General features: G+C 48.0%; 19 protein-coding genes and 1 tRNA gene. 9 read left to right on the top strand and 11 right to left on the bottom strand.

Going from position 1 to position 24,875, the window contains the following annotated elements; genetic code table 11:
* Positions 1-81 precede the first annotated feature (81 nt).
* Together ACN5NT_RS11150 and ACN5NT_RS11145 are read right to left on the bottom strand one after the other, a co-directional pair.
* Positions 82-885 carry a histidinol-phosphatase gene (locus ACN5NT_RS11150; protein WP_419175487.1) on the bottom strand — a complete coding sequence of 268 codons (804 nt, stop codon included), beginning with the start codon at positions 883-885 and terminating at the stop codon, positions 82-84.
* Positions 886-987: 102 nt separating this feature from the next.
* Entirely contained in the window at positions 988-1,182 is a 195-nt protein-coding gene (locus ACN5NT_RS11145) for a hypothetical protein (protein WP_136798742.1), read from the bottom strand.
* A gap of 306 nt (positions 1,183-1,488) precedes the next feature.
* Between ACN5NT_RS11145 and ACN5NT_RS11140 the strand changes: the two genes are divergently transcribed.
* Positions 1,489-2,448, top strand: coding sequence for a YkgJ family cysteine cluster protein (locus ACN5NT_RS11140; RefSeq protein ID WP_136798743.1), 960 nt, complete (start codon positions 1,489-1,491; stop codon positions 2,446-2,448).
* A 214-nt stretch (positions 2,449-2,662) separates the two neighbouring features.
* Here ACN5NT_RS11140 and nifJ read toward each other — a convergent pair whose 3' ends face one another.
* On the bottom strand, positions 2,663-6,208 hold the full coding sequence (nifJ, locus tag ACN5NT_RS11135; protein ID WP_136798744.1) for a pyruvate:ferredoxin (flavodoxin) oxidoreductase: 3,546 nt from the start codon (positions 6,206-6,208) through the stop codon (positions 2,663-2,665).
* Between the two features lie 842 nt (positions 6,209-7,050).
* Here nifJ and ACN5NT_RS11130 point away from each other — a divergent pair.
* Positions 7,051-8,793, top strand: a complete 1,743-nt coding sequence (locus ACN5NT_RS11130; RefSeq protein WP_419175486.1) for a chorismate-binding protein — start codon at positions 7,051-7,053, stop codon at positions 8,791-8,793.
* A 166-nt stretch (positions 8,794-8,959) separates the two neighbouring features.
* Here the strand turns inward: ACN5NT_RS11130 and ACN5NT_RS11125 are convergent, their stop codons facing one another.
* Complete coding sequence (locus ACN5NT_RS11125; protein WP_136798746.1) at positions 8,960-9,472, bottom strand: hypothetical protein; 513 nt, start codon at positions 9,470-9,472, stop codon at positions 8,960-8,962.
* Positions 9,473-9,481: 9 nt separating this feature from the next.
* Entirely contained in the window at positions 9,482-9,766 is a 285-nt protein-coding gene (locus ACN5NT_RS11120; protein ID WP_136798747.1) for a DUF493 domain-containing protein, read from the bottom strand.
* 501 nt (positions 9,767-10,267) lie between these two features.
* Here ACN5NT_RS11120 and ACN5NT_RS11115 point away from each other — a divergent pair.
* Entirely contained in the window at positions 10,268-12,208 is a 1,941-nt protein-coding gene (locus ACN5NT_RS11115; RefSeq protein WP_419175485.1) for an ATP-binding protein, read from the top strand.
* Positions 12,209-12,315: 107 nt separating this feature from the next.
* Here ACN5NT_RS11115 and ACN5NT_RS11110 read toward each other — a convergent pair whose 3' ends face one another.
* From ACN5NT_RS11110 to ACN5NT_RS11100, 3 genes are all read right to left on the bottom strand, one after another.
* Entirely contained in the window at positions 12,316-12,729 is a 414-nt protein-coding gene (locus ACN5NT_RS11110) for an NINE protein (protein WP_136798749.1), read from the bottom strand.
* A gap of 12 nt (positions 12,730-12,741) precedes the next feature.
* The gene (locus tag ACN5NT_RS11105; protein WP_419175484.1) at positions 12,742-13,782 is read right to left on the bottom strand and encodes a glycoside hydrolase family 3 protein; all 1,041 of its coding nucleotides are present in this window, start codon (positions 13,780-13,782) and stop codon (positions 12,742-12,744) included.
* 438 nt (positions 13,783-14,220) lie between these two features.
* Entirely contained in the window at positions 14,221-14,616 is a 396-nt protein-coding gene (locus ACN5NT_RS11100; protein WP_136798751.1) for a pancreas/duodenum homeobox protein 1, read from the bottom strand.
* Between the two features lie 138 nt (positions 14,617-14,754).
* Here ACN5NT_RS11100 and ACN5NT_RS11095 point away from each other — a divergent pair, with 138 nt between their 5' ends.
* From ACN5NT_RS11095 to ACN5NT_RS11080, 4 genes are all read left to right on the top strand, one after another.
* On the top strand, positions 14,755-16,944 hold the full coding sequence (locus ACN5NT_RS11095; RefSeq protein WP_419175483.1) for an ATP-dependent helicase: 2,190 nt from the start codon (positions 14,755-14,757) through the stop codon (positions 16,942-16,944).
* A 197-nt stretch (positions 16,945-17,141) separates the two neighbouring features.
* Positions 17,142-18,485, top strand: a complete 1,344-nt coding sequence (locus ACN5NT_RS11090) for a bifunctional folylpolyglutamate synthase/dihydrofolate synthase (RefSeq protein WP_419175482.1) — start codon at positions 17,142-17,144, stop codon at positions 18,483-18,485.
* Between the two features lie 19 nt (positions 18,486-18,504).
* The gene (locus tag ACN5NT_RS11085) at positions 18,505-18,813 is read left to right on the top strand and encodes an HNH endonuclease (protein ID WP_136798753.1); all 309 of its coding nucleotides are present in this window, start codon (positions 18,505-18,507) and stop codon (positions 18,811-18,813) included.
* Between the two features lie 400 nt (positions 18,814-19,213).
* Positions 19,214-19,290: transfer RNA gene (locus ACN5NT_RS11080), tRNA-Arg, on the top strand.
* A gap of 586 nt (positions 19,291-19,876) precedes the next feature.
* Here the strand turns inward: ACN5NT_RS11080 and ACN5NT_RS11075 are convergent.
* Positions 19,877-20,704 carry a metallophosphoesterase family protein gene (locus ACN5NT_RS11075; protein ID WP_419175481.1) on the bottom strand — a complete coding sequence of 276 codons (828 nt, stop codon included), beginning with the start codon at positions 20,702-20,704 and terminating at the stop codon, positions 19,877-19,879.
* Positions 20,701-21,615: a hypothetical protein gene (locus ACN5NT_RS11070; RefSeq protein WP_419175480.1), complete on the bottom strand. Its 915-nt coding sequence runs from the start codon at positions 21,613-21,615 to the stop codon at positions 20,701-20,703. The genes ACN5NT_RS11075 and ACN5NT_RS11070 overlap by 4 nt, the downstream gene beginning before the upstream one ends.
* 682 nt (positions 21,616-22,297) lie before the next feature.
* Between ACN5NT_RS11070 and ACN5NT_RS11065 the strand changes: the two genes are divergently transcribed.
* The gene (locus tag ACN5NT_RS11065) at positions 22,298-23,194 is read left to right on the top strand and encodes a DMT family transporter (protein ID WP_419175479.1); all 897 of its coding nucleotides are present in this window, start codon (positions 22,298-22,300) and stop codon (positions 23,192-23,194) included.
* Positions 23,195-23,450: 256 nt separating this feature from the next.
* On the opposite strand, the gene ACN5NT_RS11060 is transcribed toward ACN5NT_RS11065, so the two are convergent.
* Positions 23,451-23,639, bottom strand: coding sequence for an SPASM domain-containing protein (locus ACN5NT_RS11060; protein WP_419175478.1), 189 nt, complete (start codon positions 23,637-23,639; stop codon positions 23,451-23,453).
* A gap of 148 nt (positions 23,640-23,787) precedes the next feature.
* On the opposite strand from ACN5NT_RS11060, the gene ACN5NT_RS11055 reads away from it, so the two are divergent.
* The coding region (locus ACN5NT_RS11055) for an IS4 family transposase (protein ID WP_419175477.1) at positions 23,788-24,875 on the top strand (1,088 nt) is incomplete at its 3' end.

Here is a 24,875-nt window from a genome sequence, read left to right as displayed (position 1 = left end):
GCTAATAGAGCTTAAAAAAAATCCCCGTACGGCATATGCCATACGGGGGTTTTTTTATGGATAAAAGCGGAGATAATCGAGTTATAAAGCCTTCACTTCGGCGATATAAATTTCGAGTTCGTCAAAATGTCGGCCTATATCCTCCGGTTTGTGTGAATCGGAGCCGGCCACAAGTTGAATCCCATGATCAAGAGCCATTTTTACCAGGGCCTTGGCAGGGAAAGGTTCTTTACGGATCGGGATACCCGAAGTATTGATCTCCATGGCCATGCCTTTGGCTTTGACGGCGGCAAGTAACCGGTCAATCTGCTCAAGGTGATAGTCGGTTAGTTGAATAGGACCACTATAGCGCAAAGGCGCGTCGAGATGGCAAAGTACATCCGCCGGAATATTTTCCACTGCTTCTAATAAGGTGTCGTAATAGAGGCTGAGCAGAGTCCCAAGACCATACTCCCTGGCGCGATCGATGTTCTCCTGTTTGCGACTGAGCAGGTTGATATGCTTATTAGAGCCGGGAATCTGCAGAAAATGGCAGGATAAGCCAATTCTATCCCACGGTTTGGCCCGCGCGCCTGTTAGAAGCTCCTTGCTGTGGCTGGAGTTGTAACCAAGTTCGATACCGATATTCACAGATATGCGGTCTGCATATTTCCGGCGAAGTCGCTCCCCCTCCTCGCAATAGTAGGCAAAATCAGCTTCGGTGAGCCAGGTTCTGGGGGCGTAATTCACGCCTGCTTCAAGATGTTCCAAAAAATACATTTCTCTCAGACCGCGATCTATGGCGGAGAGAACGTACTCTTCCATCTCACCGGTGGCATGATTGCACAGCTTAGTGTGTACATGCCCGTCGGAGCTGGTATCGATAGAAAAATGAGTAATGGTCATGGTAAATCTATGGCCGCAAAATTCAGCTGAGTGCGAATTATGAGGTCGGCCAGTGAAGAGCAGTCAGGGAAGGGCGGGTGACTGGGTGGATAAAGTTCAAGCTTAGGCGTTGCCCCTGGGAAAAAAGTGTACAGTGCCGTCAATATCCGATGTGTCACACACGTGTCCCATCTCCAGCTCGAGGTCGATATACTCTTCTACACCGTCGAGATTAACAGTGAGGGCCGGGCCTCCTGGAACATGATAAACGATTGTGCTTGCTGCTGATAAATCAATAGGGGGAAAAAATACTTTCATGAAATGTATTACCTCGAGGGGGGAAGAACCTGGTGTTTCCGTACTGCAAGTCAAGCAGGAAGTTTCATAATCCGAATGTTGATATACGAACATTCGGGTAAAACCGCAAGGGGAAAGAATAGGTGAGGCGCTAAGTAGTAGTACTCAAGCGGAATTTATTTAGCTTCCGGAACAGCGTAGTTACCAGAAATTAGGTCCTTTGAATTGGGTTTGACACAACGTTGCCAGCAGTATATTATACTACCCTCCCGCGAAATGCAGGAAATATCATGGAACTGAGTAACCATTTTAATATAAGGTGATGTGATGAGTAATGAGCAGAATATGACTAAAGAGAAAGCTCTCTTTGGTAAGGACAAAAATCCGTCGAACATCATGCCCAAGAAGTTGACTCTGGACAGTAAGATCAAGTTCCGTTGTCATCCTGGTGTGAGTTGCTTTACAGCCTGTTGTGGTGGAATCAAGATTGTGCTGACTCCGTATGACATCCTGATTTTGAGCAAGCGACTTGGCGTGCCGGCCCATGAATTCCTGCAGCAGTATACGCTGCCCACGTATCTTGAGAACACCGATATGCCCGGTGTCATGATCAAGATGCGCGAGGAAGACAACAAATGTCCTTTTGTGACTCCGGATGGGTGTACCGTTTACACTGATCGTCCATCTGCCTGCCGCTATTATCCGGTTGGCATGGCGGATTTTCACGAGGGTGGTCAAAAGGACGCTGACGGCAATGAGACTTTCGGAGCAGACGATAAATTCTATTTCGTCGTTAAGGAAGATTACTGCAAGGGTCACGAAGAAGATAAAGAGTGGACCGTTCGCGAGTGGCGTGAAGACCAGGGTGTTGATGTTCGTGATGAGATGAACCGGGAGTGGTTGCGACTCGTAATGCGCCGCAAGTCCCATGGCAAGCAGGCAACCCTGTCTGAGCAGGCCAAGCGTATGTTTTTTATGGCCTCTACCGATCTTGCTACTTTTCGTCGTTTTATTTTCGAGAGTTCTTTCCTTTCCACCTACATAGTTCCAGAGGAACTGCTTGAGAAGATCAAGGAAGATGACGTGGAACTGATGCTGTTCTCCTTCCGCTATCTTGCCTCAAGCCTTTTTGGCGTGCAGGATGATGACTTGAAAATACGAGAGGAGAAGATTCAGGCTAAGGTAAGCGAGATGAAGCAGGAGCAGGATGATTCAGTGCTCCAGGCGATCAGACAGTATGAAGCCCTGAAAGAGGATATTGACGATCTGAAACTGGAAAAGAAATAGTTCTTTTCCTCTTCGTTTCATTAAAAGGCCGCTTCCGTTATCTGGAAGCGGCCTTTTTTTATGCTGCTGTCTTTCGGTAAGCTTGCTGTTTAGTCATAAAAAAAGGGGCTTTTCCTATATAGGAAAAGCCCCTTTTTGAGTTTTGACCAGTGACTCAAGTCAGTTTTGAAGGCCCTCTGGATCGAGGGCCCTTAGCACTTTCAAGTCCTTGATATTACTCTTCGGTAGACTCCGGCTCGAGAGCGTCGCGACGACCTTTGAGGAACTTCCAGGCCTTCATTGCATCCTTCTCTGCCTGAGCGATGAGCCCGTCAGCTTCTGAAGGATTGATGCGCTTGAGCATCTTGTAACGGTTCTCGCTGAGGATGTAATCACCGAAACCGAGGGTAGGCTCTTTAGAGTCGATGGTCAGTGGGTTCTTGCCAGCTTCCTCGAGCTCTGGGTTGTAGCGGTACAGCGGCCAGTGACCACATGCAACAGCTTTCTTCTGCTGCTCGAGGCCGTTTGCCATGTTGATACCGTGGTTGATGCAGTGTGAGTAAGCAATAATCAGGGAAGGTCCGTCATATGCTTCAGCTTCTGCAATCGCTTTAGCGGTCTGGGCAGGATTTGCACCCATAGCAACGTGAGCTACGTATACGTTGCCGTAGGTAGAGAAGATCATACCGATATCCTTCTTGGCAGACTTCTTACCACCATATGCGAACTGTGCGGTAGCAGCACGCGGGGTAGACTTAGACATCTGGCCACCGGTGTTGGAGTATACCTCGGTGTCAAGAAGCAGAACGTTAACGTTCTCGCCGGAAGCGAGTACGTGATCGAGTCCGCCGTAACCGATATCGTATGCCCAACCGTCACCACCGATAATCCATACAGACTTCTTCACGATGTAGTCTGAGATTGGCAGCAGGCGCTTAGCGAAAATAGAAGAGCTGTCTTTGAGAGCATCTTTCAGCTCGGCCACGTTGGCACGCTGTGCTTCGATGTCCATCTGGGTTTTCTGTGGAGCAGCTTTGATCTTCTCAGCGAGCTCTGCAGATATAGAACCTTCGTCAGCAAGTTTGGCTACCAGCTCAAGAGCCTGAGCGCCAAGCTTATTGGCGGTGAAGCGCATACCGATACCGAACTCGGCATTGTCTTCGAACAGGGAGTTAGCCCAGGCAGGTCCGCGACCGTCTGCACGCTTGGCGTACGGAGTGGTCGGCAGGTTACCGCCGTAGATGGAAGAACAACCGGTAGCGTTAGCTACTACCATTCTGTCACCGAACAGTTGGGATACGAGCTTGACGTATGGAGTCTCGCCACAGCCTGCACATGCACCGGAGAACTCGAACAGAGGACGGAGCAGCTGGCTGCCTTTAACGGTGGCCGGGCTGATGAGAGCAGGATCGATCTCAGGCAGTTCGAGGAAGTACTTAACCTTAGGCTTCTCAATGGTACGCAGTTCCTCGGTGTTCGGAGTCATCTCCAGAGCCTTGGTCTTGGCAGGACACACGCTTACACAGAGGGTACAGCCACAACAGTCTTCGGTGAAGACCTGCAGGGTGAACTGCTGGCCCTTGAAGTTTTTGCCAACCGCGTTGAGACCAACAACACCCTCAGGGGCGTTTGCCAGCTCAGGTACGATCTTGGTGCGGATGGAAGCGTGAGGACATACGAAGGAACACTGGCCACACTGGATACAGTTTTCAGAGAGCCACTTCGGTACGTTAACAGCGATGTTACGCTTCTCGTACTGGGTGGTGGCGGTCGGCCAGGTACCATCGTCTGGCAGTTCGGAGACTTTCAGCTTGTCGCCTTTGCCTTCGATGATTTTGGCGGTAACCTTTTTAACGAATTCCGGAGCATCAGCTGGAACGGTCGGAGGCAGTTCGTGACCGGTGATATCGTTTTTAACTTCCACTTCAACGATGTTTTCGATGGCAGCGTCAACCGCATCGTAGTTCATCTGAACGACTTTATCGCCTTTGGTGCCGTAGGTCTTCTTGATCGCGTTTTTAATTGAGCGAACAGCGTCTTCCTTGGAGAGGATGCCGGAGATCATGAAGAATGCGGTCTGCATAATCATGTTGATGCGGGCACCAAGACCGAGAGCCTGGCCAAGAGCGATTGCGTCGATGACGAAGAACTTCGCTTTTTTATCAACGAGGTCTTTCTGAACGCGATTAGGCATTTTGGCCCATACTTCATCCTTGTTGTAACCGGAGGTCAACAGGAAGGTGCCGCCTTCTTCGAGATTGCAGAGCATGTCGTAGCTGTCGAGGAAGGTGAAGTTATGGCAGGCGATGAAGTTTGCCTTATTGATCAGGTATGGAGCGGCGATTTTGTTGTCACCGAAACGTACGTGAGAGGTGGTGATGGAACCGGACTTCTTGGAGTCGTATACAAAGTAACCCTGAGCGGCGTTGTCGGTCTCAGCACCAATGATCTTGATGGTGTTCTTGTTGGCACCTACGGTACCGTCAGAACCCAGACCGTAGAACAGCGCGCGGTAGACGTCGGCGCTTTCAATGTTGAAGTCTGCATCGTAGTCAAGGCTGGTGAAGGATACGTCGTCGTGTGGACCAACGCAGAATCTCTTCTTCGGAGCCATGGCAGAAGCATTTTCGAATACAGCTTTAACCATTGCAGGGGTGAATTCTGCAGAACCAAGACCGTAACGACCAGAGAAAATTACTGGTGGAATAGCGGTTGGGTTAGCTTCTACTGCCTCTGCTACTGCAGCGCGAACGTCGAGGTACAGCGGCTCGCCGATTGAACCAGGCTCTTTGGTACGATCGAGAACAGTGATGCGCTCAACGGTTTTTGGCAGGGAGTTAACCATTGCCGCAGCGTCGAACGGACGGTACAGGCGAACGATAACCATACCGACTCTTTCGCCCTGGGCGACCATGTAGTCGATGGTGGCACTTACAGTCTCAGCACCGGAACCCATGATAACAATGACGTCTTCTGCATCGGGAGCACCGTAGTAATCGAACAGGTTGTACTGACGACCGGTGAGCTCTGCGAGCTTGTCCATGGTGTCCTGAACGATGGCAGGAGTGGCGTCGTAGTACTTGTTCACGGTCTCACGACCGGTGAAGTTTACATCCGGGTTCTGAGCGGTACCGCGAATAGATGGGCAATCCGGAGTAAGAGCGCGGGTGCGATGCTCGTTAACGAGGTCTTCGTCAACAATGGCACGCATATCGTCAAATGTGAGTTCTTCAATTTTCTGAACCTCATGGGAGGTACGGAAACCGTCAAAGAAGTGCATGAACGGAATTCTGGACTTCAGGGTGGCCTGGGTGGCGATCAATGCCATGTCCATACATTCCTGAACGTTCTGCGCACAGAGCATAGCCCAGCCGCACTGACGAGCAGCGTAGACATCAGAGTGATCGCCGAAGATGGAGAGACCCTGGTAGGCAAGTGCACGGGCAGACACGTGGAATACGGTCGGAGTAAGCTCACCGGCAATTTTGTACATGTTCGGGATCATCAGAAGAAGACCCTGTGATGCGGTGAAGGTGGTACACAGTGCGCCGGTGGTGAGGGATCCGTGTACTGCACCGGCAACACCCGCCTCGGACTGCATCTGAGTTACAACAGGCACCGTGCCCCAGATGTTTTCCTGGCCGTGAGCTGCCTTGGCGTCAGAATCGGCTGCCATCGGTGAGGACGGTGTGATTGGGTAAATGGTGATAATCTCACTCGTGGCATATGCGACATGGGTACATGCCTGGTTGCCATCAATAGTTACCATTTTACGCGACATTTGCTGTTCTCCTTTAAGATGTCTCGAGTTTGAGTGCGTTCTGCCTGATACACAAAAATGGCAGAAACAAACCTGTGACTAATGCGCCACAATAAAATCAAAAAATGTGCTATCCTGTGAAGATCCGGCTCATTTCCGGTGAAACCTACCTGGTTTCCTGTGCGCCTGGGGGTAGTACCGGTTGAATGCCTGCAGCGAGAACTGATGAATGGCAATGATCGGCTTACTTGAGAATATCGTGTTGAAATTCCGTCCCTCATCCCTTGCGGTAGACGCGCCGGATTGTCAAAAACAAACAGGCGTCAACAGCAAGTTGATTATAGCGCAACTACTCCACCTACAACGAACTTAATCCGACCGTGATGCGCAGGGTGCATAACGAGAAATGAATAGCTCATTTACTCTTGCTTCCTGAGCTCCATAATACCTCAAACTGGGTTTGAAAGTCGCATGAAATTTATCATGTCGGGCTTTAATAAACTGGGCAATTAATATATGGTATTTGCTTTAGCCACGCAATAAAGGAATTGGTCTAAAGGCTGAGAATTGCGCATCGTGGTTTCTGCCATGTACTCTTTTTCTCTTTAATTTCAGGAGATAGGTATGATGGTGGGACCAAGTAGGAAACGAGGTTTCTAAGGAGCTTTATGCAAACCACTTCAAATACCCTTCTTAACAAGCTTTTGTGCCATTTAGCACAAGTTGAACAATTCGCTTACTTTGACACTGCAAAACCTGGTGAGGACAATACAAAAAGTTACATTTTCGTAGAACCGGTAACCAGGTTGCGATGTGATATATCTGACTGTGGTGAAGCCTTTTTGCAGCAGGTGCAACAGTGTTTGGATAAAGGCTATTACGTTGCCGGTTGGTTCGGATATGAGTTTGGTACTACCCTGATCAGCAAAATCTCCGGTCTGAAAAATATACCACGGGGTGGCAAAACTTTGGTCGCTGACCTCGGCGTATATACAACCCCTTGGTATTTTGACCACCAAAATGGAAACCACAATTTCAAATTGCCCGAATGTTCACCAATCGACAGTTTGAAATCATATGAAATATCTGAAATATCACCAAGTATAAGCGAGGGAGAATATCTTGAGGCGCTCGACGCGGTGCTCAGGTATATTCGGGCTGGTGATACATATCAGGTCAATTATACACTGAAATTACTGTTCGACCTGGGTGGGTCACCCGAAGCTCTTTACAAGGTACTCAGGAGAAACCAATCTGTCTCTTACGGCGCCTATATTCGCTGGGGGGCTGAGCGGGTGATGTCCTTCTCACCGGAATTGTTTTTCAAAAAGAGCGGGAACAGGCTCACTGTTCGGCCAATGAAAGGGACTCTGGCCCGTGGCAGGGACGGCCTGGAAGATGCACAGGCTTGTGCATTCCTGCATAGTGATCAGAAGAACAGAAGCGAGAATGTGATGATCGTTGACCTGCTCAGAAATGATCTCGGCCGGGTGTTGCATGAGGCGGGTGGCGGAGAGGTTCGGGTTCGCTCTCTTTTTGACGTCGAACCATACGAGAGTCTGCTCCAGATGACCTCAACTATTGACGGTATTTCTGAAAAGGAAAGCTCGATCACTCTCAACAATCTTTTCAAAGGGCTTTTTCCCTGCGGATCGATCACGGGTGCCCCCAAAATCCGTACCATGGAGATTATCCACGAACTCGAAAAGGAGCCACGTGGAGTATATACCGGAGCAATTGGTTTTCTCACACCCGATGGAGATGCTGTGTTTAATGTTCCCATCCGGACTCTTGTGCTCTCGGAGAACGGTAATGGCTTTCGTGGAGAAATGGGTGTGGGCGGAGGCATAACCCATGATTCCGACCCCCGCGATGAGTGGCGTGAAGCGCTATTGAAGGGAAGGTTTCTTACCAATCCCGCTCCTGAGTTTCAGCTTATCGAAACTCTCCTCTGGCAAAGCGGTGAAGGCTATTGGTTGCGAACTGAGCATCTGGAGCGGTTGACCGCCTCGGCCCGGTATTACCACTTCAACTTCAACATGGAGGAGTTGGTCGAAGCCCTGGATAGCCATGTGGCAGATCATTCCGGAGTCCGCAGGGTCCGTTTGCTCCTGGCAAAAGATGGTGCAGTCACGGTCAGCTCGGTTGAATGCGAACCGCCACTCAAAGTAGCTTTGCCGCTATGCCCGGACGATAAAACCAGAGAAATACCATTGGTTAAATTTGCCAGTGAGACTGTTAATTCCACGCAGTCGGCATTTTTGCACAAGACGACGCAGCGTGATATCTATGACGCGGGCATGCGACGGGCGGGACAAGAGGGGTGTCTTGATCTGCTTTTTACCAACGAGAAAGGTGAGGTGACGGAAGGTGCGATCACGAATATCTTTATCTATAAGGATGGTCGTTATCTTACTCCACCAGTAACGAGTGGACTCCTGGCCGGAGTGATGCGCAGAAAGTTACTGGAAGACAACAATATCGAGCTGGTGGAGAAAATATTGACCCGGGAGGATGTCTATGCGGCCGAGGCAGTGTTTGTCTGTAACTCTGTTCGTGGCGTTATTCAGGTCCGGGTGGGACGTGATGAATGTATCCCTTCGTAAATACAGATCAGGCCAGGGCTGTATAATCTGGTGGGCTTAACCGCAGAACCGTTACCAGCTGCACGCCTCCAGTGAACATTTTACCGAAAAATAAAAGCCTGATTACTTTCAACGCATTGAAAGTAATCAGGCTTTCTGGCCTTCACAAATCTTGATGGGAAGCGTCTTAGTGGACGAGCTGCTTATCCTGTTCCGGGGTGATCTGAACCGGGGCGATAATCAGGTTGTGCTGTTCCCCAAGGCCACGAACCAGGGTCATAAAGGTTGAGGGCATGGGGACTGTGCGGTCTTCTTGGAGGATTCCCAGGGTGTCTGCCTGCTTGAGTATGTCTGAGCTGTCCGAGCCTTCCTGGTTGTCGCAGAGCACCTGAATTCTCAGTGCATCGGTTAAGGCCGGCAACAGACCAGCGTGGTCAGTTTTCAGGCTGATCAGCTCCTGCTCTATCGTCCCTCTGTTGCCCTTTCGAAAGTCTGCGAATCTCTGCTCCGGATTGACGGTTCCGAAAACCTCGTTGATAACCGCCCCGGCCAGCATGGAAATAAAGCCAGGGTCCTTATCGCTGAATTTCTCACCAACTGTGGCACGTACTTCTTTAAAGAAGATCATCTGTACGACGGCCACTCCCTCGCGAAGAGCACTTATAAGCTGTGATTGTTTTTCTAAAGATTCGCTGCTCATGATTTGGAATTAAAGTACGACCTTCACGGCCGGATGATTTTTTAATAAGTCGTAAATTTGCAACCGTTGTTTCTCATCCTCTACCATGAGGCTGGCGTTGAGGCTGTGATATTTGCCTTTGGAACTGGTGTGGGAGTGGTTGATCAGAACCTGGGTAGGCGCACATGCGGTAATTATTATTTCTTTCAATACCGTCGGATCTTCCCCAATCACCTTGTATACCCAGTCGCAAGGGTATTCTATCTCAGGTTTTTCGGGTTGGCTGTTCTCTGTAATTAATCCTGGTCTTTTCATAATCTACTTCTATTGGTTGTGCATATTCTGCGTTTCTGAACGATCTAGAACCATAAACACTACCGATTAAGGAGTGAAGAGTCAAGAAAAAGGGCAGATGAAAATCATGGGAACAAAGCAGTTGTAAAGACTAAACATTCTGTTAATATTGCAAGTTTTAGATAATTTTTCACATGGTGGTATTTATGCTCGCGGCAGAGGCCGCCGGCTGAAAGCTCGCCCCGCCCAAAGTTCCCGCCAGTTGGGTCCGTGTCGGGTTTAAGGTTTTTGGGTAATACCTTACAGGAACCTGAAGAATACGAGTTTATGTCCTTGGGGGCGCTAAGGTGCGTACTGCCGACATGCTGAAGATGGCGCTGTATGGCCCTGTACTCAGACAACCATTTTGGCGGTAGAGTAGAGAACGTTAAATGCGGTAAAGATACAAAATAAAATGCTTTTTATTTTTTTTGACAAAATACTCAAGAGAAAACAGGGCTTGCGTGCTATTGCAAAATGGATATGAAGAACACTTCAGGATCGGTTCAGCAGTCTGTGTCTACCCAGGTTGATGAAAAAAATTCTAACGGTAGCCTTGCCCAGCCCGGCCTCTCTATGGAATCGGTTGTAAATGCTGTTGCTGTCCCTTGTTTTCTTATAAATGATGATGGGATATTTGTCTGCGGCAATCAGCTTTTTTATGAACTGGTAGGTGACCTGCCCCTTAATTACCATGGGCTTGACCCATATAACCTGTTTGCACCCAGGTCTGCAGGTCGTGTCCGGGAGATCGACAAACAGCTCATTGCCTCCGGCGGCAGAGTATCACACGAGATCGAGATATCAAGTGCGAGAGGGGTACCTGTCCAGGTGGTGATGAAAAAATCACTGCTTACCGATGGGGATGGAGGTGTATTCGGGATTCTTGTGGCACTTCTTGAGTTTTCTGAGTTAAACGCCATCAAGACAGCCCTGCAGGTTAGTGAGTCTGAAAAGCAGGCAATCCTTGAGGGTTTTCCTGGAATTCTCTGTTTGTTCGCTACTGATGAAAAACTCATATGGGCAAATGAGAAAGTCAGGGAATTGTCCGAAGACCCCATTGGCAAGACGTGTCATGAGCTGTTTTGCCGCCGATGTCAGCCTTGCAAGTCCTGTGCTGTTCCCAAGAGCCTTCTATCCGGTAAAACGCAGACTACCATCCAGCAGTTCGAGTTGCAGACCTGTAGCGGTGAAGAGCGGGTCTATGAACTTACAGGGACGCCGGTACGTGACAACCATGGCCTCATCGTATCTGTGGTGGTCATTGGTCGCGATGTCACAGAAAAGATGCGACTTGAAAAGCAGTTGAGGCATACCCAGAAAATGGAGGCCATCGGTACCCTCGCAGGTGGAATCGCCCATGACTTCAATAATATACTTACGCCAATTATGGGCTATTCGGAGATCATCCGGCTTAAGTTTATGCGAAACGCCAATGCCGATGAGGTGGTACTCGAGTATCTCGATGGTATCCTCAGGGCAGCGAAAAGAGCAAAAAGCCTGGTAGAGCAGATCCTCACTTTCTCCCGCGCCAGCGAGCAGAAAGAGAGTCTTCTGTATATTCAGCCGATAGTGAAAGAAGCTCTTAAGTTGATGCGGGTCACTATTCCGTCCACCATCACCATTGTAGAGGATATTGAGGAGAAGTGCGGGATTGTCTCTGTTGACCCGGTACAGATTCACCAGATTTTGATGAACCTTTGTACTAATAGCGCCCACGCCATGGCAGGCAATCACGGCACCCTTTCCGTCAAGCTTGAACGTGACAGGGTTGACAGCAGTGGCAAGGGGTGGCTGAAACTGACTGTGGCTGATACTGGTTGCGGGATCCCGGCTGAGACGCTCGATCGTATTTTCGAACCATACTTCACTACCAAGGAGAAGAGTCGCGGCACCGGTATGGGCCTGGCCCTGGTGCATGGCATAATCAGCCGTATGGGTGGTCGTATAGAGGTGCAAAGTAAAGTAGGCAGGGGAACGACGTTTGAGATTTATTTGCCTGTTTCCAGCAAGCGCATCGGGATCGATCAGGTGGTAAACACCGTCGACCTTGTAAAGGGGCAGGGAAATATCCTGCTGGTGGATGATGAAGCCCAGGTGGTACAGGTTACAGGGGAGCTGCTGACCAGCATTGGCTATACGGTAACGGGTTGTACTTCACCCTTTGAGGCGTTGAAACTGTTTTCAGGAACTCCGGAAAAGTTTGATCTGCTGCTGACAGATCTCACCATGCCTGAGCTGACAGGGGTGGAGCTTTGCAGAGCGATAAAAGAGGTTCGCTCCGAATTGCCGGTGGTGCTCTTCACCGGCTATTCAGATCAACTCTCCCGGGAAGACGTTCAACAGGCAGGCATTGATAAATACTGTATGAAACCAGTGTCTTTAAGGGAGCTATCCAAGATAATCCATCACTGTCTGCACTGACAGGAAGTTTTTGTAGATAAAAGCCTGGGCAGGAAATATCACTGCCAGAATTTGAAAAGGGTGCGCGGTGTTTCATGCCGTGCACCCTTTTTGTTTTTTTTGGGGGATTATGCTCTGGAGCTTTTGCCGTTTATCAGGCTGATCTGGTCGTTCAGGGTCCAGAGATCGTAGATAATACCTAACCCGAACACGCCAAAGGTGCACAGGTAGAGAATGCCGCTCAGCCATTTGCCCATATACATGCGGTGTATACCGAAAACCCCGAGAAAAGTCAGAAGCAGCCAGGCCAGGTTATAGTCCAGTTCCCCATCGATAAAACGGATGTCCGCATCACGGTCCATACCCGGTATCAGAAACAGGTCGATAATCCAGCCGATAAAAAAGAGCCCGAGAGTGAAGAAGTAGATTGTTCCTGAAATGGGTTTGCCGTAGTAAAAACGGTGCATTCCAAGAAAACCGAAAATCCAGGTCAGATAGCCGAAAAGAATTGAGTGGGTCTGGTGAGGTTGCTGTGCGCTCATATCTCGTTGTTCCTAAATGTTGTTTAAAGGCAATTGTCGTAAACGTTGAACCCGTTGCCAGGCTGCTTCAAGCTGCGCTTCTTCAAGACTTCCGTTGTGGAGGGCCTTGAGAATAATTGTAATAACATGCTCTGTAATGTCAGGATCATATACCATATTGTTGCCGAAAACAAGCAGGTCGACGCCGCTGTTTAAGGCGCGGATCACGCATTCCTCAAGGCCATAGTGGTCGGTGATGGCCTGCATCTGCATATCGTCAGAAAGTACCGGTCCTGTAAAACCAAGTTCACCGCGCAACAGGCCATTAACCGTCGCCCCTGAGAGGGTTGCGGGGTATTTGGGATCGAGCCGCTCATTGAAAAGATGACCGGTCATGATCGAGTCGGCCAGGCCGCTTTCTATCAGCTTTCTGAAAGGAAGCAGTTCATCGTGCTGCCAGTAGCTGCTGATATCCACAAGGCCAAGATGCGAGTCGTTTCTGGCACTGCCGTGGCCGGGGAAGTGTTTCAGGCAGCAGTGCAGACCGTATTGATGGTGCTCTCTTATCCAGCATTCGGCATGGAGTGCGACTTTTTCACAATTGTCGGAAAAAGCCCTCCCATATTTGCCGATGATGGGGTTGTCCCGGTAAAGGTTCAGATCTGCAACCGGGGCCAGGTTCAGGGTGAAGCCCATCTCCGCCAGCATGCCAGCGGTTTGCTGAGCTGCAGCCGTGGTTGCAGCCGTGTCATTATGCTCGCCAAGTTGAGCCGCTTGAGGGGTCTGGGGAAAGCCGCGCTCTTTCTTGAAGCGATTAACCAGCCCACCTTCCTGGTCTACAGAAACGATCAGCTTGTTACCCGCCGCACTTTGCAAATCCCCGATAAGGGCTTTGGTTTGCTTGAAAGAGATAATGTTGTTTTGAGATGACTTTTCTGCAAGAAGCCGGTCGAACAGGATGACTCCGCCCAGATTATGTTTCTCAATTGCCTGTATTACCGGGCTCGAGGCTGAAACCCTGTCACCTTTAAAGCCCGCGATCAGGAGCTGGCCAATTTTATCTTTAAGTGTCATTTCGGGGAATGCGTACCTGTTGTTAATATTGTGGTAATCGGTTGAAAGCTATACCACGGTTTCAGTTAAAAGACCCAGCGAGGTAGTAAAGGGAAGAGGAATTCGCTGGACAGGTTGATTATACATTGGTTTTGAAGATAGTTATCAGCTTTGTGCTCAATCAGCTAAACGTCAGCCAATAATCTGTCGATATAACAAGTGTAGGCGTAACACGTTTAAAAGATAACCTCAAACAGCAGTTATGACGATATTGATTGGCTGGAGAGGGCAGATGACATACTGGATCTGGCCAAAGCCAGGGGCGATCTCAGGTAGCCAGGGAAATATGAAAGAGACCGGGGTGCAGCAGGGCTGTCAGAATTCCAGCCGAATAGACGCAAAAAGCCGATCATGTCTGAGACAGGATCGGCTTTTTCAATATTTGTATCGGGAAGGCGCTTAACTGTTCAGCTGAACGGTCAACGGTATCACGTGCAGTGAACGGGTTCTCTGCTCGGTGTAGCCCAGTGACCACTCTCCGCAGTTTACTCCGTCGCCAAGCAGCTCATCAATCTCTTTGACCAGTCCGTTAACATTGATGATAGGATGGCGGGAAAATACCTGCGGCAGTCCCTGGGTCAGGTTACAGGCGAGGCAGCATCCGGGACGTTCGGTCAGCAGCAGTTCCATCACCAGGTTGCTCTTATCGGCACCGCGAAATCCAAGCGCGATATCGTAGGCACCTTCACTGGCATCACCAAACAGTGCGTCGAAAAATTCGTCGGCACGATCTTTAGGGAACAGGCTGGAAAGAGTTTCCGGGGTGAAAATAGTGGTATAAGTGTCTGTTGCCATGAGGATATCCGAAATTAATTGAATGGATTAGGTGAGAGTCACCATATCGAATGAACTATTACGCAAGGTATAATACAGTCCATGCCCATTTTGTCAACCAGCGTTGCCAGTGGTATACCTCTGTGTTAAAGTGCCGCCATGAAAAATGACTTTTTACCAGGACACGGGTTTGAATCACCCGGTGTTGACCTGAATGGACTGAACAAATCGCAATACGAAGCTGTAACCGCAACAGACGGGCCTGTGCTCGTTATCGCCGGTGCTGGTAGCGGCAAGACCCGAACCCTGGTGCACAGGGTCGCCCATCTTATGGATAAGGGTGTTTCGCCCGAGTCTATATTGCTGCTTACCTTCACCAGAAAGGCCAGCCAGGAGATGCTCTGGCGTGCGGGGCAGCTCTTGAATGAATCCTGCTCGCGGGTTGTGGGCGGTACCTTCCACGGTATTGCCAACCTGCTTTTGAGGCGCTACGGCTCCCATCTCGGATATGGCTCGGGTTTTACCATCATAGACAGGGGAGACGCCGAGGGGATTATCAACCTGCTCAAGTCTTCCCTCGGGCTTACCGGCAAATCGAAACAGTTCCCTTCCAAGCGGGCCTTGATCAATATGATCAGCGGCTCGGTGAATAAATCCATTGCACTTGAAGATCTGGTGGATGAGCAGTTTGCCCACTTAAACGACTTTACCGATGACATTGTAAGATTGCGCGATAGTTATCAGACCTTTAAATATGATCACGGTCTGATGGATTATGATGATCTGCTGGTGAACTGGAAGCGGTTGTTAGAAGAGTCTGTGGAGGTGCGCGAGGCGACCTCCAGGCGTTTCAGCCATATTATGGTCGACGAGTACCAGGATACCAACCTGATTCAGGCAGATATTGTCCGACTGGCCGCCTATACCCACGATAATGTCATGGTCGTTGGTGACGACTCCCAGTCGATCTATGCTTTTCGAGGCGCAGATTTTTACAATATCATGCGCTTTCCCAAGGTGTTCCCCAACTGTAAAATCGTCAAGCTGGAAGAGAATTATCGCTCCAGCCAGCCAATTTTATCGTTGACCAACGATATTATCAGAAACGCTACTGAAAAATACACCAAAACCCTCTTCAGTCAAATCGAAGGCAACATCAAGCCCAATATCTACGGGGCCCGCGATGAACGGGAAGAAGCGAGCTTTGTGGCGCGCCAGATTAACAGGTTGCGTGCCGAAGGTGTGGAGCTGGAGGAAATGGCGGTACTGTTTCGTTCCGGTTTCCATTCCTACAAGCTGGAGCTTGAACTGAATACCATGGGCATAGACTTCGAAAAGCGCGGTGGACTGAAACTCACCGAGTCTGCCCATATGAAAGACGTGCTCGCTTTCCTGCGCCTTATGGTGAATACCCAGGATAACCTGAGCTGGAACCGTACCCTGCTGCAACTCGATAAGGTTGGCCCGAAAACCGCCCAGAAGATCACCAACACCATTGCCGCGGCCCCGGACCCATTCGAGGCGCTGGCCAAATACCCGGCTGGCAAGACCTGGAAGGGCGGCCTGGAGAAGCTGAACCTGCTTTTTAGTGATTTGCTGGCCTGTGAGCAGAAGCCTTCCGCTCTTTTCGAGATAGTGATGGTCTACTATCAGCCGATATTCGAATCGCTCTATAACGATGATTATCCCAAGCGGCAGAAAGATCTGGAGCAGCTCAAGGCGATCATGGCAGGCTACGACGACCTGCAGTCCTTTATCGATGATACCGCACTCGATCCGCCGGATAACACCACCCAGGATGAGAGCGGCGGCGAGAAGATGATTCTATCCACGATTCACTCTTCTAAAGGGCTTGAGTTCGATGCGGTCTTTGTCATTGGCATGGCCGATGGACGTTTCCCCCACGCCTCAGCCGGGATGGGTGAACAATGGGAGGAGGAGCGCAGACTGTTGTATGTTGCCGCCACCCGCGCCCGTAAACATCTCTATTTCACCTATCCGCGGGAATTGATGACGCCTGATCGCCAGTTCAAGCGGGTCGGCATGTCGCCATTTCTGGCCGAGATCACTCCCGGTCTTTATGAACGGATAGAACCGGGCGGCACAAGTTTCAGCCGTCGACCGTCATCGTATACCACGCCGGATTTTAGCGGCCTGCCCAAGGCTAAAAAGAAGAAAGAGCCGAAACTGAGCATGGAGAATTTGCCGGTGGGCACCAGGGTCCAGCACCCGTTTTTTGGTATCGGGGTGGTGAAAAAAACCTCACCGCCTCGCTCGCTCGATGTGATGTTTGATCGGCATGGAATTAAGACGCTGCATCTGGATTATGCGAAGTTGACGCTTATGTAACAGCAACTAATAACTGCGAGTTGGACGGAGGACGTTGGACGTTGGATGTAACAGCACGTAGGACGTGGGACGTTGGACGTTGGATGTGAACTGCAACTGCGAGTTGGATGTTGGATCTGAGTTGTGAGGGGATAGAAGGCAAACGTTGGATGTGGGACGTTGGATGTAGGACGTGAACGGCGTAAGAGAAAGAGATTATGATGACATATGATGAAGCTTTGCGACTCCTGGATGAGTTGCAGATGCACAAGATAAAGCTGGGGCTTGGGGCCATGCACTCCTTCCTGGAGAAGGTTGGCGAGCCTGAAAAGAAGCTGAAGATTGTTCATGTGGCGGGTACCAACGGCAAAGGCTCGGTGAGCGCTTCGCTGCTGAATGTGCTGCAGAAGGCTGGTTATAAGGTCGGCCTCTACACCTCCCCCCATCTGAGCTGTGTGCGTGAGCGGTTCCGCATTAACGATACCTTTATCAGTGAAGCAGATTTTGCCCGTATTGCCCAGCAGGTGGCCGATGCCCTCGGCGAAGATCAGATAACCTATTTCGAGTTCACCACGGCCCTTGGTCTGCTCTGGTTTGTCGAGAACGATCTCGATCTGGTTATACTGGAGACGGGGCTTGGCGGCAGGCTCGATGCCACCAACGTGGTGACTCCGCTGGTTTCGGTTATCACCAGTATCAGTATGGATCACGAAGCCTATCTCGGCACCACCCTGACCGAAGTTGCCGGGGAAAAGGCAGGCATTATTAAGCCGGGTGTGACGGTAATTGCAGCTCCAGGGCCCATCGAAGTGATCAAGGTGCTGGAGAAGAAGGCAGCAGAGCAGTCTGCGCCGCTCTACCGGCTGGGATATGAATTTCATTACTCAGGCAACTCAAATGAGAACTGGAGCTGGGCAGGTGGAACATTTGCCCTGGGTGCCAGAATAGAGGGATTACGCTGTTCCATGCGTGGCGCATATCAACGGGAAAACGCTTCGCTGGTGGTGGCTATCGTTCATATCTTAAAAGAGAACGGTTTCGATCTTTCAGATGATCAACTCCGTCAAGGTCTGGCAACAGTGGTTTGGCCAGGCAGGCTTGAATATCTGGTGCTCGAAAAAGAGAGCCGGGCGCAGCAGCAGGTCAATGGTGAAAGAGTCGAAAACTCAGTCCGCTATCTGCTGGATGGTGCCCACAACCCGGCCGGGGTAAAGAACCTCACCATGACCCTGGCAGATGAGTATCAGTATAAAAAGCTCTACGTGGTCTGGGGAGCAATGATTGATAAGGATATCAAGGGAGGTTTTTCCTCTATCCTGCCCCTGGCTGATGGCCTGATCCTCACCCGGCCGGATGGCGAACGTTCTGCCGAGCCGGAGCAACTTGCGGCCTGCCTGCCTGAAGATGTGAGAGACAAAGCGGTACTGGCCCGGGATGTTGTTGATGCCCTGAAAGCGGCAGAACAGCTTGCCACCCCGGATGATATGATTCTTGTAGCCGGTTCACTCTACCTGGTGGGAGCTGTACGTAAGGAACTTGTAGGAGAACTGGTGGGGGCATGAGCCGGAGAGCAGTAGAACAATGACAGACTATTTTAATCTCGACGGCGTTGATGATGCCGTAATCAGGACAGAGCGTGCAAAGGCTCGTGAATTAAAAAAAAGCCGGTGGTGGCAGCAGAAGACCTCATCCGGCCTGTGTTACTATTGCGGTAAAAAGTTCACCTACAAACAACTCACTATGGATCATCTGGTGCCGCTGTCGCGTGGGGGACGCTCTACCAAAGATAATCTGGTACCGAGTTGTAAGAAGTGTAATACTAAAAAGAAGTCGATGCTGTCGGTTGAGTGGGAGGAGTATGTTGATAAGATTCATCGCAACACGGTATAAGTCTAAGAGGAAGCTCTTTTGGCCCAGCTCTTCGTTATTTTCAGGAAATCAATGCTCGACGTATTATGCATACGCCTCCGCTTAATTTCCTGAAAATGCCTCGCTCTGAACCAAAATAGCAATCCTCAGGGGTACTCGGTGTGGTTGTGGTTGATTGATTCCAATTCCCCAACCGGTAGCAGGGGCGTTTGTTCCTGAGGGGAAATCCTTTAATGTTTTCCTGAAGCATTGAAAGTTTTGTTGCTAGGAGAAAATCATAGATCTCCAACGGGAGAAGGGGAGCTTGTTGTACGAAATGCAACGGCCGAAAAGCAATTTCCCTTGCGATGATGAGATTTTGTGGTAAATTTCACTGCTCTTCGCTTCCCCGGTGGAGAGACATTTCTTTACACATACCCAAGGGCGGGTAGCTCAGCTGGATAGAGTACTGGCCTCCGAAGCCAGGGGTCGCGGGTTCGAATCCCGCCTCGCCCACCAAAGTTTAATGTAAAAATATAGTCTTACGCGGATTTTCTGCTCTTGAAAAGTTGTACAGATATTGTACAGGTGTTATGCAACGGTTGAAGCACCTTAAATTACATGGATTTTTCTTTATACCCGGTGCAATTTTACTGTGCCGAGTTTTTTTACAGCAATGATGGTCAATCCATCACAATAAGTTGTTGAATGTACAATCAGGTGTAAAAGAGTTCTTCAGGCATTTCCGGTTTTTATAGTGTTTACAAATCCTTCACGGTAATGTAGGCGTTTTTGCTGTTAGTAAGAATCATACTACGTACAAGGCGAGATGGAATTGATTAGGAAAGCCAAGAAAGAAAATAATTCTCAAGCCGTTGCTATAAGCAAAAGGGACGTACTTTTAGAAAATCTTGAGTGGAAGTAGTAAGCAGAAACAAGTGCAATGCAACAAGATAATATAGCTAATAATAGTGTGAATATTTGAAAAACATTATTTTAATTTGCAAGCATAGATAATCTTTTCCAATATATAACGTGAAGTCTATATGGATTGGTTACGGAATCCTTGTTTGGCAGTTTTTTTAAATTTAATATATAACATATATTATTTGTCAAGAGGTATTTCGAACCAGCCATTATCGGGAATATTAAATTCGATTTCTGGGTACATTTTAGCAAACACTTTCATCTCTTGTTGTGCTCTTTTTTTATTGAAAATCAAGGTTCGCTTACTTGGCCTAGCTATAGGTTTAGGGAAAGAAATAACTTTATCGTCGTTGATTTCTATGATCCAGTAGTTGCCAGCACCCCACCTACTTCTATTGCCGTCGAGAACTGAGCAATTAATATAATTAGTTTTATTTACATTTGTATGCATAGGTCTATGATGATGCCCAAACATATAAACTAGTGGATTACCTGTACGGAAAAAATCATTCAATCGGTACATTCTTTCATGTGTTATGATAATAAGTTTGCAAGGATCTATATTACAATATTTTACAAGTTTGTGTAGCTTAACGAATTGATCTTTGGCTCTTTTTATACGGAATGATGATTTTGAAAGATCATATATCCCATCAATTCCAACGAAAAAATAGTCTCCTATCTGTTTTGGTTGAAAGTTAAGATTATGGCAGTTAGCTGGCCATTTAATATTTTGCTCATCCCCTTCAGGATCTGAATTGCCTAACACAAAGAGAAAGGGACAAGAAAAGCTTTCGAGTAACTCTGCTACTTCAACGAGGGAATGATCTTCATTTCCGTAGGAACCTATATCTCCGGCAGCAACTATTGCATGGAAATTATTATTACTCTCTAGGGTTATCAATTTTTCTAGATCCCCCTTGTCACCATGTAAATCGGAAAAGGCTAAAATCTTTAACATTAAATAAATATTGGCTTTGAATGATTGGTAGATATAACGCTTCACACCCAGCCGCAACATGTTAGACACATACCTTTATCATCGAGCACATTGCCTGGGCATTCTACTTTATGACATTTTCCCCTTGTTACATTGTATGTCGCATCGCATACAGGACAATAAAGTATAGTTGACTTCGGTCCCGTAGGTTTAAGTACTGCGAGCTTATGGTCAAATCCTGCATCGGTATTTGCTTCCAATAAACAGGTAGGGCAAACATATCGCCGCTGTTTTTTGTCTATACCAAAGTACTTTTTTACCTTAGATGGTTTCAGAAGATTAATGGCCAGCTTAATCTCCCAGCACACTCGATTTCTGGAAAATTCATTACCACCTAATTCGGAGTCAGGCGCCTCATCTAAAAAACGTAATCTAATTGACGCCCAAGTTTCTTCAGGAAACAATGCTTTGTGCATAAACAAAATAGAGTCCACTGCTTCCGCAACATCTACAGTTAGCTGTTTGTCTACGGAATGCATTATGCGATTTCGTTTCTCGCGTAGTTGGTGAAACTGGTCCACGAAATCCTTAGACATCGGAATGGGAGAAAATGTGTCAATTACTCTGATTAAGTCTTGAGCATTTATTGTCCGAAATTCAGAGAAATTGATTTGGTTTCCATCATACGGAGATGGCCACTTTGAAGGGGATTCGCTGATTAACAGAAATGGCGATATCGCTACGATCTGTCCCTTTAAAATAAATTCAACGCCCTGCTGACTGATAGAAAGCGCGGTCGTGAGGCGGCGTTTAGCTGCCGACCAATATTTATCTGAAATCTCGATAGGATCCACGCCATAGTATTCCGCCTCATCCATATTGGTGAGTAGGCTGGCAATTACATCCCACGAGAAATCTAGCAATTCCTTGCCTGAAGTATAGAAATCATCATATGTTGGAATATTTAATATTGCCATATCCTTTTCTCGGCTAACAAGTACTCATACAGGATGAATGCATCGAGATCTTCGTATGCTCAGATAAAACAAAGTAAAGCCATGACGTATAGTTACTTAGTGTGAGATGAACAAAAAAAAGTCGAAATTGTCAATGCATATCTTGGATATCTCATGTTATGAATGGTATGAAAATGTGCAGATTGTAACACCTATGGCATAATTACATAATTGTTGCCAGGCATCGTGGTTGATAGTGAGACTGAATCGAACACCACATAGAAGGCTGGAAAAAGACTTGGCAGCGAGATTGACCAGGTAATACGTCCATGTAAAACTCGTATCCAAGAGCATAGGTTGGCGCATATACTTATTTTTCGTGCTACGTTGTTCGGGTGTTGTACAATGAGAATGAAATGGACACAAAAACAGTTACGTAATGGTTGTTGGTCGGGTTCGAATCCCGCCTCGCCCACCATAGATAGAAAAAGCCCCAGGAGATTTCGATCTCTTGGGGCTTTGTTTTTCTATCAATAATGTCCAGAGGGTTGAGGTGCAGCTATTTGATATGCCGGCTAATTTTATCCAATCCGGTCTGTTTTCACAGATGGTCAAAATACGTTGCAGATACTTTCTGATCTGACTTCGTCATGCACTTTCACAGTGTTTTTCAATACGATTCCAAAAGCGGGACAGAGGATTAATGAGTAATTCACGACAACTGCCGGCGTTGCTGCCTGTGCTGGCATTCGCAGTTTTGGGCACTATTTGGGGAAGTAATTTTATTTATATGAAGCTGGCTTTGGAGTTAATCTCTCCTCTGCAGATCGTGTTTTTCAGGGTCTTTTTCGGTTTCCTGCCAGTATTGGCATATGCGCTGATAAAAAGGGAATTAAAGCTTGAGCATTACCGGTACGCCCACCATTTTGTGATTATGGCGCTTCTGGTGGCTATCATCAATTATTACGGCTTTGCTCAAGGCACCTCCCTGCTTCTTTCGGGTGTGGCGGGGGCGGTCTCAGGGGCTATTCCCTTGTTTGCCTTTATTCTGGCGGTATTGTTCATCCCTGAAGAAAGAGCCAGCCTGCTGAAAGTGATCGGTGTGGGGCTGGGTTTTGGCGGGGTCGTGCTGATCGGAATGCCAAGCGGTGAGCAGCTGGCCGATTCCAACCTTACCGGTGTCATGTTTATGGTGATGGGTTCGCTCAGTGTCGGTTCATCTTTTATCTACGCCAGAAAATATATTGTACCCCTCAAATTATCCACCACGGCCCTGACCACCTACCAGCTGGGAGCAGCTCTGTTTATCCTGGCGCTCATTACAGACTATTCTGGTATCCATGCGATCTGGAGCGATTCGCACGCCGTATTTGGCATGATAATCAATCTCGGCATCCTTGGTACCGGCCTGGCCTATATTATCTACTACTATATCGTCAGGGAGCTCGGCACCATTACCGCCTCCTCCGTGACCTATCTGCCACCGGTGGTGGCCCTGCTGATCGGCTCATTACTGGTGGGTGAGCCTATCGGCCTTACCGAATACCTGGCAACTGCCATGATCCTGGCCGGGGTGATTCTTTTAAAAACGAAGGATTAGCAGGAGTGCGATTTGGCATCATAACTGATCTGAATAAATAGTAATCAGCTGGGGATGTGTCTCAATTGAATCAATTAGGGATGTACCCTGATTGATTTCCTGGGGCTTCATTTATCGGTACATTGGACGTAGTTGTGGGGGTGGATGTTCAATGGCGGGTGTATTTGAAATTGCAAATACATTTTAATTCTGATCTGACCATACTCAGTTACTTGGTCTTTTAGTCAAACTCTTCTGAAAATTCTCTAAATACTACTTACAGTCTCGGACAAATTTTACAGCAGTCGGGTACCGGGCCGGAGAAAAGGTTGTTCCTGAAATTCTGTAAACCTTTGTCCCACCATATTTCCTCTATTGACTGTGAAGTTACGTTACCTGCAGAGGTTTCAGGAGTGCAGTTGCAGTAATTTGTATCACCGTCAACGCGTACAACCAATGTGCGCAAAGGGGCGAGACAACGCTGATGTTTTGAGTGTGCTCTTTGTACTATCTGTTCGCAAAATAATTAGGGTCAGAGCAGAATGGCGCTAGTTTAAGCCCTTTTTTTAGCCCTATCTTGCTGATAATACACATGTGATTTGGTATAATAGCAGATGGAAAAATCACATCTTGCAAAACCAACACTACCAGGTTTTGACCTACCAAGGCGAGGTCGTAGACCTCACTCTCCCCAAAAAGTTCTAGCTGATAAAATCAACTCAATTAAGCAAAAATCGTTGAAGCAAATTGGGGAGATTTTTAATGGGTATTTTCCTGCCCATCTCTTAAAGCAGGACGTTTCTGGGCCAATGAGTCGGAAGCGATTCTTTACTAAAGAAAACACATTCTGGGCTTTTTTCGGGCAAGTATTAGATGCTGATGGAGGATGTAAAGAGGTTGTCAGAAAACTTCAATCGTATGCGTCTGTAAATTCACTCCAAATCCCTTCATCGTCCTCTGCTTCATACTGCACCGCCAGAAAAAAATTGAGTGAAAATATGTTGTTTGACATTTTTACTCATACAACAACATGGGCGGAACAAGAATCTACTGATATTCTTCTCAATCATCGCCGTATCATTGTTGTCGATGGAACAGGTGTCAGCATGCCAGACACCGTAGAAAATCAGCAGTGCTGGCCACAACCTGCGATGCAAAAATTAGGTTGTGGTTTCCCTGTAGCCCGTATTTGTGCATGCTTCTCACTCAATAGTGGTGCTTTACTGAGCTATGAAATCGGGAATAAAAAAAATCATGAATTACCGCTGTTACGTAAGCAATGGCCCACGTTCCGAAATGGAGACATTTTCTTAGCTGACAAAGGGTTTTGCAGTTACTACGATCTCACAAAATTTCTTGATAAAGGGGTAGATAGCATTGTAACTGTTGCTCGTAGAAAGCCTGCAACTAAATCCAATTGCATCAAAGAATTAGGTCCAGATGATTTGCTTATCGCCTGGAATAGACCGACTTTTAACAAAAATCTCTCGTATTCAAAAGAAACCTGGCAAGCGCTCCCACAAAAGATCTTTCTGCGACAAATACGAATCCGTGTTGATCAGCCTGGTTTCAGATCGAAAGAAATTTATATAGTTACCACTCTGTTGAATTCTGAAATCTATACGAAAGATGAACTCGCAGCAGCCTATCTCAAGCGGTGGGAGGTTGAACTCTTCTTCCGAGATATCAAAACAACAATGGG

The sequence above is a fragment of the Desulfosediminicola sp. genome (assembly GCF_048381775.1).
GTDB classification, from domain to species: Bacteria; Desulfobacterota; Desulfobulbia; order Desulfobulbales; family Desulfocapsaceae; genus Desulfopila; species Desulfopila ganghwensis.
Note: the sequence above shows the minus strand (reverse complement) of the source record. Positions and strands in the feature narration are given on the sequence as shown.

Excerpts from the sequence above, each read along its gene's own strand:
- ACN5NT_RS11150 (WP_419175487.1), bottom strand. The coding sequence starts at position 885 with ATGACCATTACTCATTTTTCTATCGATACCAGCTCCGACGGGCATGTA.
- ACN5NT_RS11145 (WP_136798742.1), bottom strand. The coding sequence starts at position 1,182 with ATGAAAGTATTTTTTCCCCCTATTGATTTATCAGCAGCAAGCACAATC.
- ACN5NT_RS11140 (WP_136798743.1), top strand. The coding sequence starts at position 1,489 with ATGAGTAATGAGCAGAATATGACTAAAGAGAAAGCTCTCTTTGGTAAG.
- nifJ (WP_136798744.1), bottom strand. The coding sequence starts at position 6,208 with ATGTCGCGTAAAATGGTAACTATTGATGGCAACCAGGCATGTACCCAT.
- ACN5NT_RS11125 (WP_136798746.1), bottom strand. The coding sequence starts at position 9,472 with ATGAGCAGCGAATCTTTAGAAAAACAATCACAGCTTATAAGTGCTCTT.
- ACN5NT_RS11120 (WP_136798747.1), bottom strand. The coding sequence starts at position 9,766 with ATGAAAAGACCAGGATTAATTACAGAGAACAGCCAACCCGAAAAACCT.
- ACN5NT_RS11115 (WP_419175485.1), top strand. The coding sequence starts at position 10,268 with ATGAAGAACACTTCAGGATCGGTTCAGCAGTCTGTGTCTACCCAGGTT.
- ACN5NT_RS11110 (WP_136798749.1), bottom strand. The coding sequence starts at position 12,729 with ATGAGCGCACAGCAACCTCACCAGACCCACTCAATTCTTTTCGGCTAT.
- ACN5NT_RS11105 (WP_419175484.1), bottom strand. The coding sequence starts at position 13,782 with ATGACACTTAAAGATAAAATTGGCCAGCTCCTGATCGCGGGCTTTAAA.
- ACN5NT_RS11100 (WP_136798751.1), bottom strand. The coding sequence starts at position 14,616 with ATGGCAACAGACACTTATACCACTATTTTCACCCCGGAAACTCTTTCC.
- ACN5NT_RS11095 (WP_419175483.1), top strand. The coding sequence starts at position 14,755 with ATGAAAAATGACTTTTTACCAGGACACGGGTTTGAATCACCCGGTGTT.
- ACN5NT_RS11090 (WP_419175482.1), top strand. The coding sequence starts at position 17,142 with ATGATGACATATGATGAAGCTTTGCGACTCCTGGATGAGTTGCAGATG.
- ACN5NT_RS11085 (WP_136798753.1), top strand. The coding sequence starts at position 18,505 with ATGACAGACTATTTTAATCTCGACGGCGTTGATGATGCCGTAATCAGG.
- ACN5NT_RS11070 (WP_419175480.1), bottom strand. The coding sequence starts at position 21,615 with ATGGCAATATTAAATATTCCAACATATGATGATTTCTATACTTCAGGC.
- ACN5NT_RS11065 (WP_419175479.1), top strand. The coding sequence starts at position 22,298 with ATGAGTAATTCACGACAACTGCCGGCGTTGCTGCCTGTGCTGGCATTC.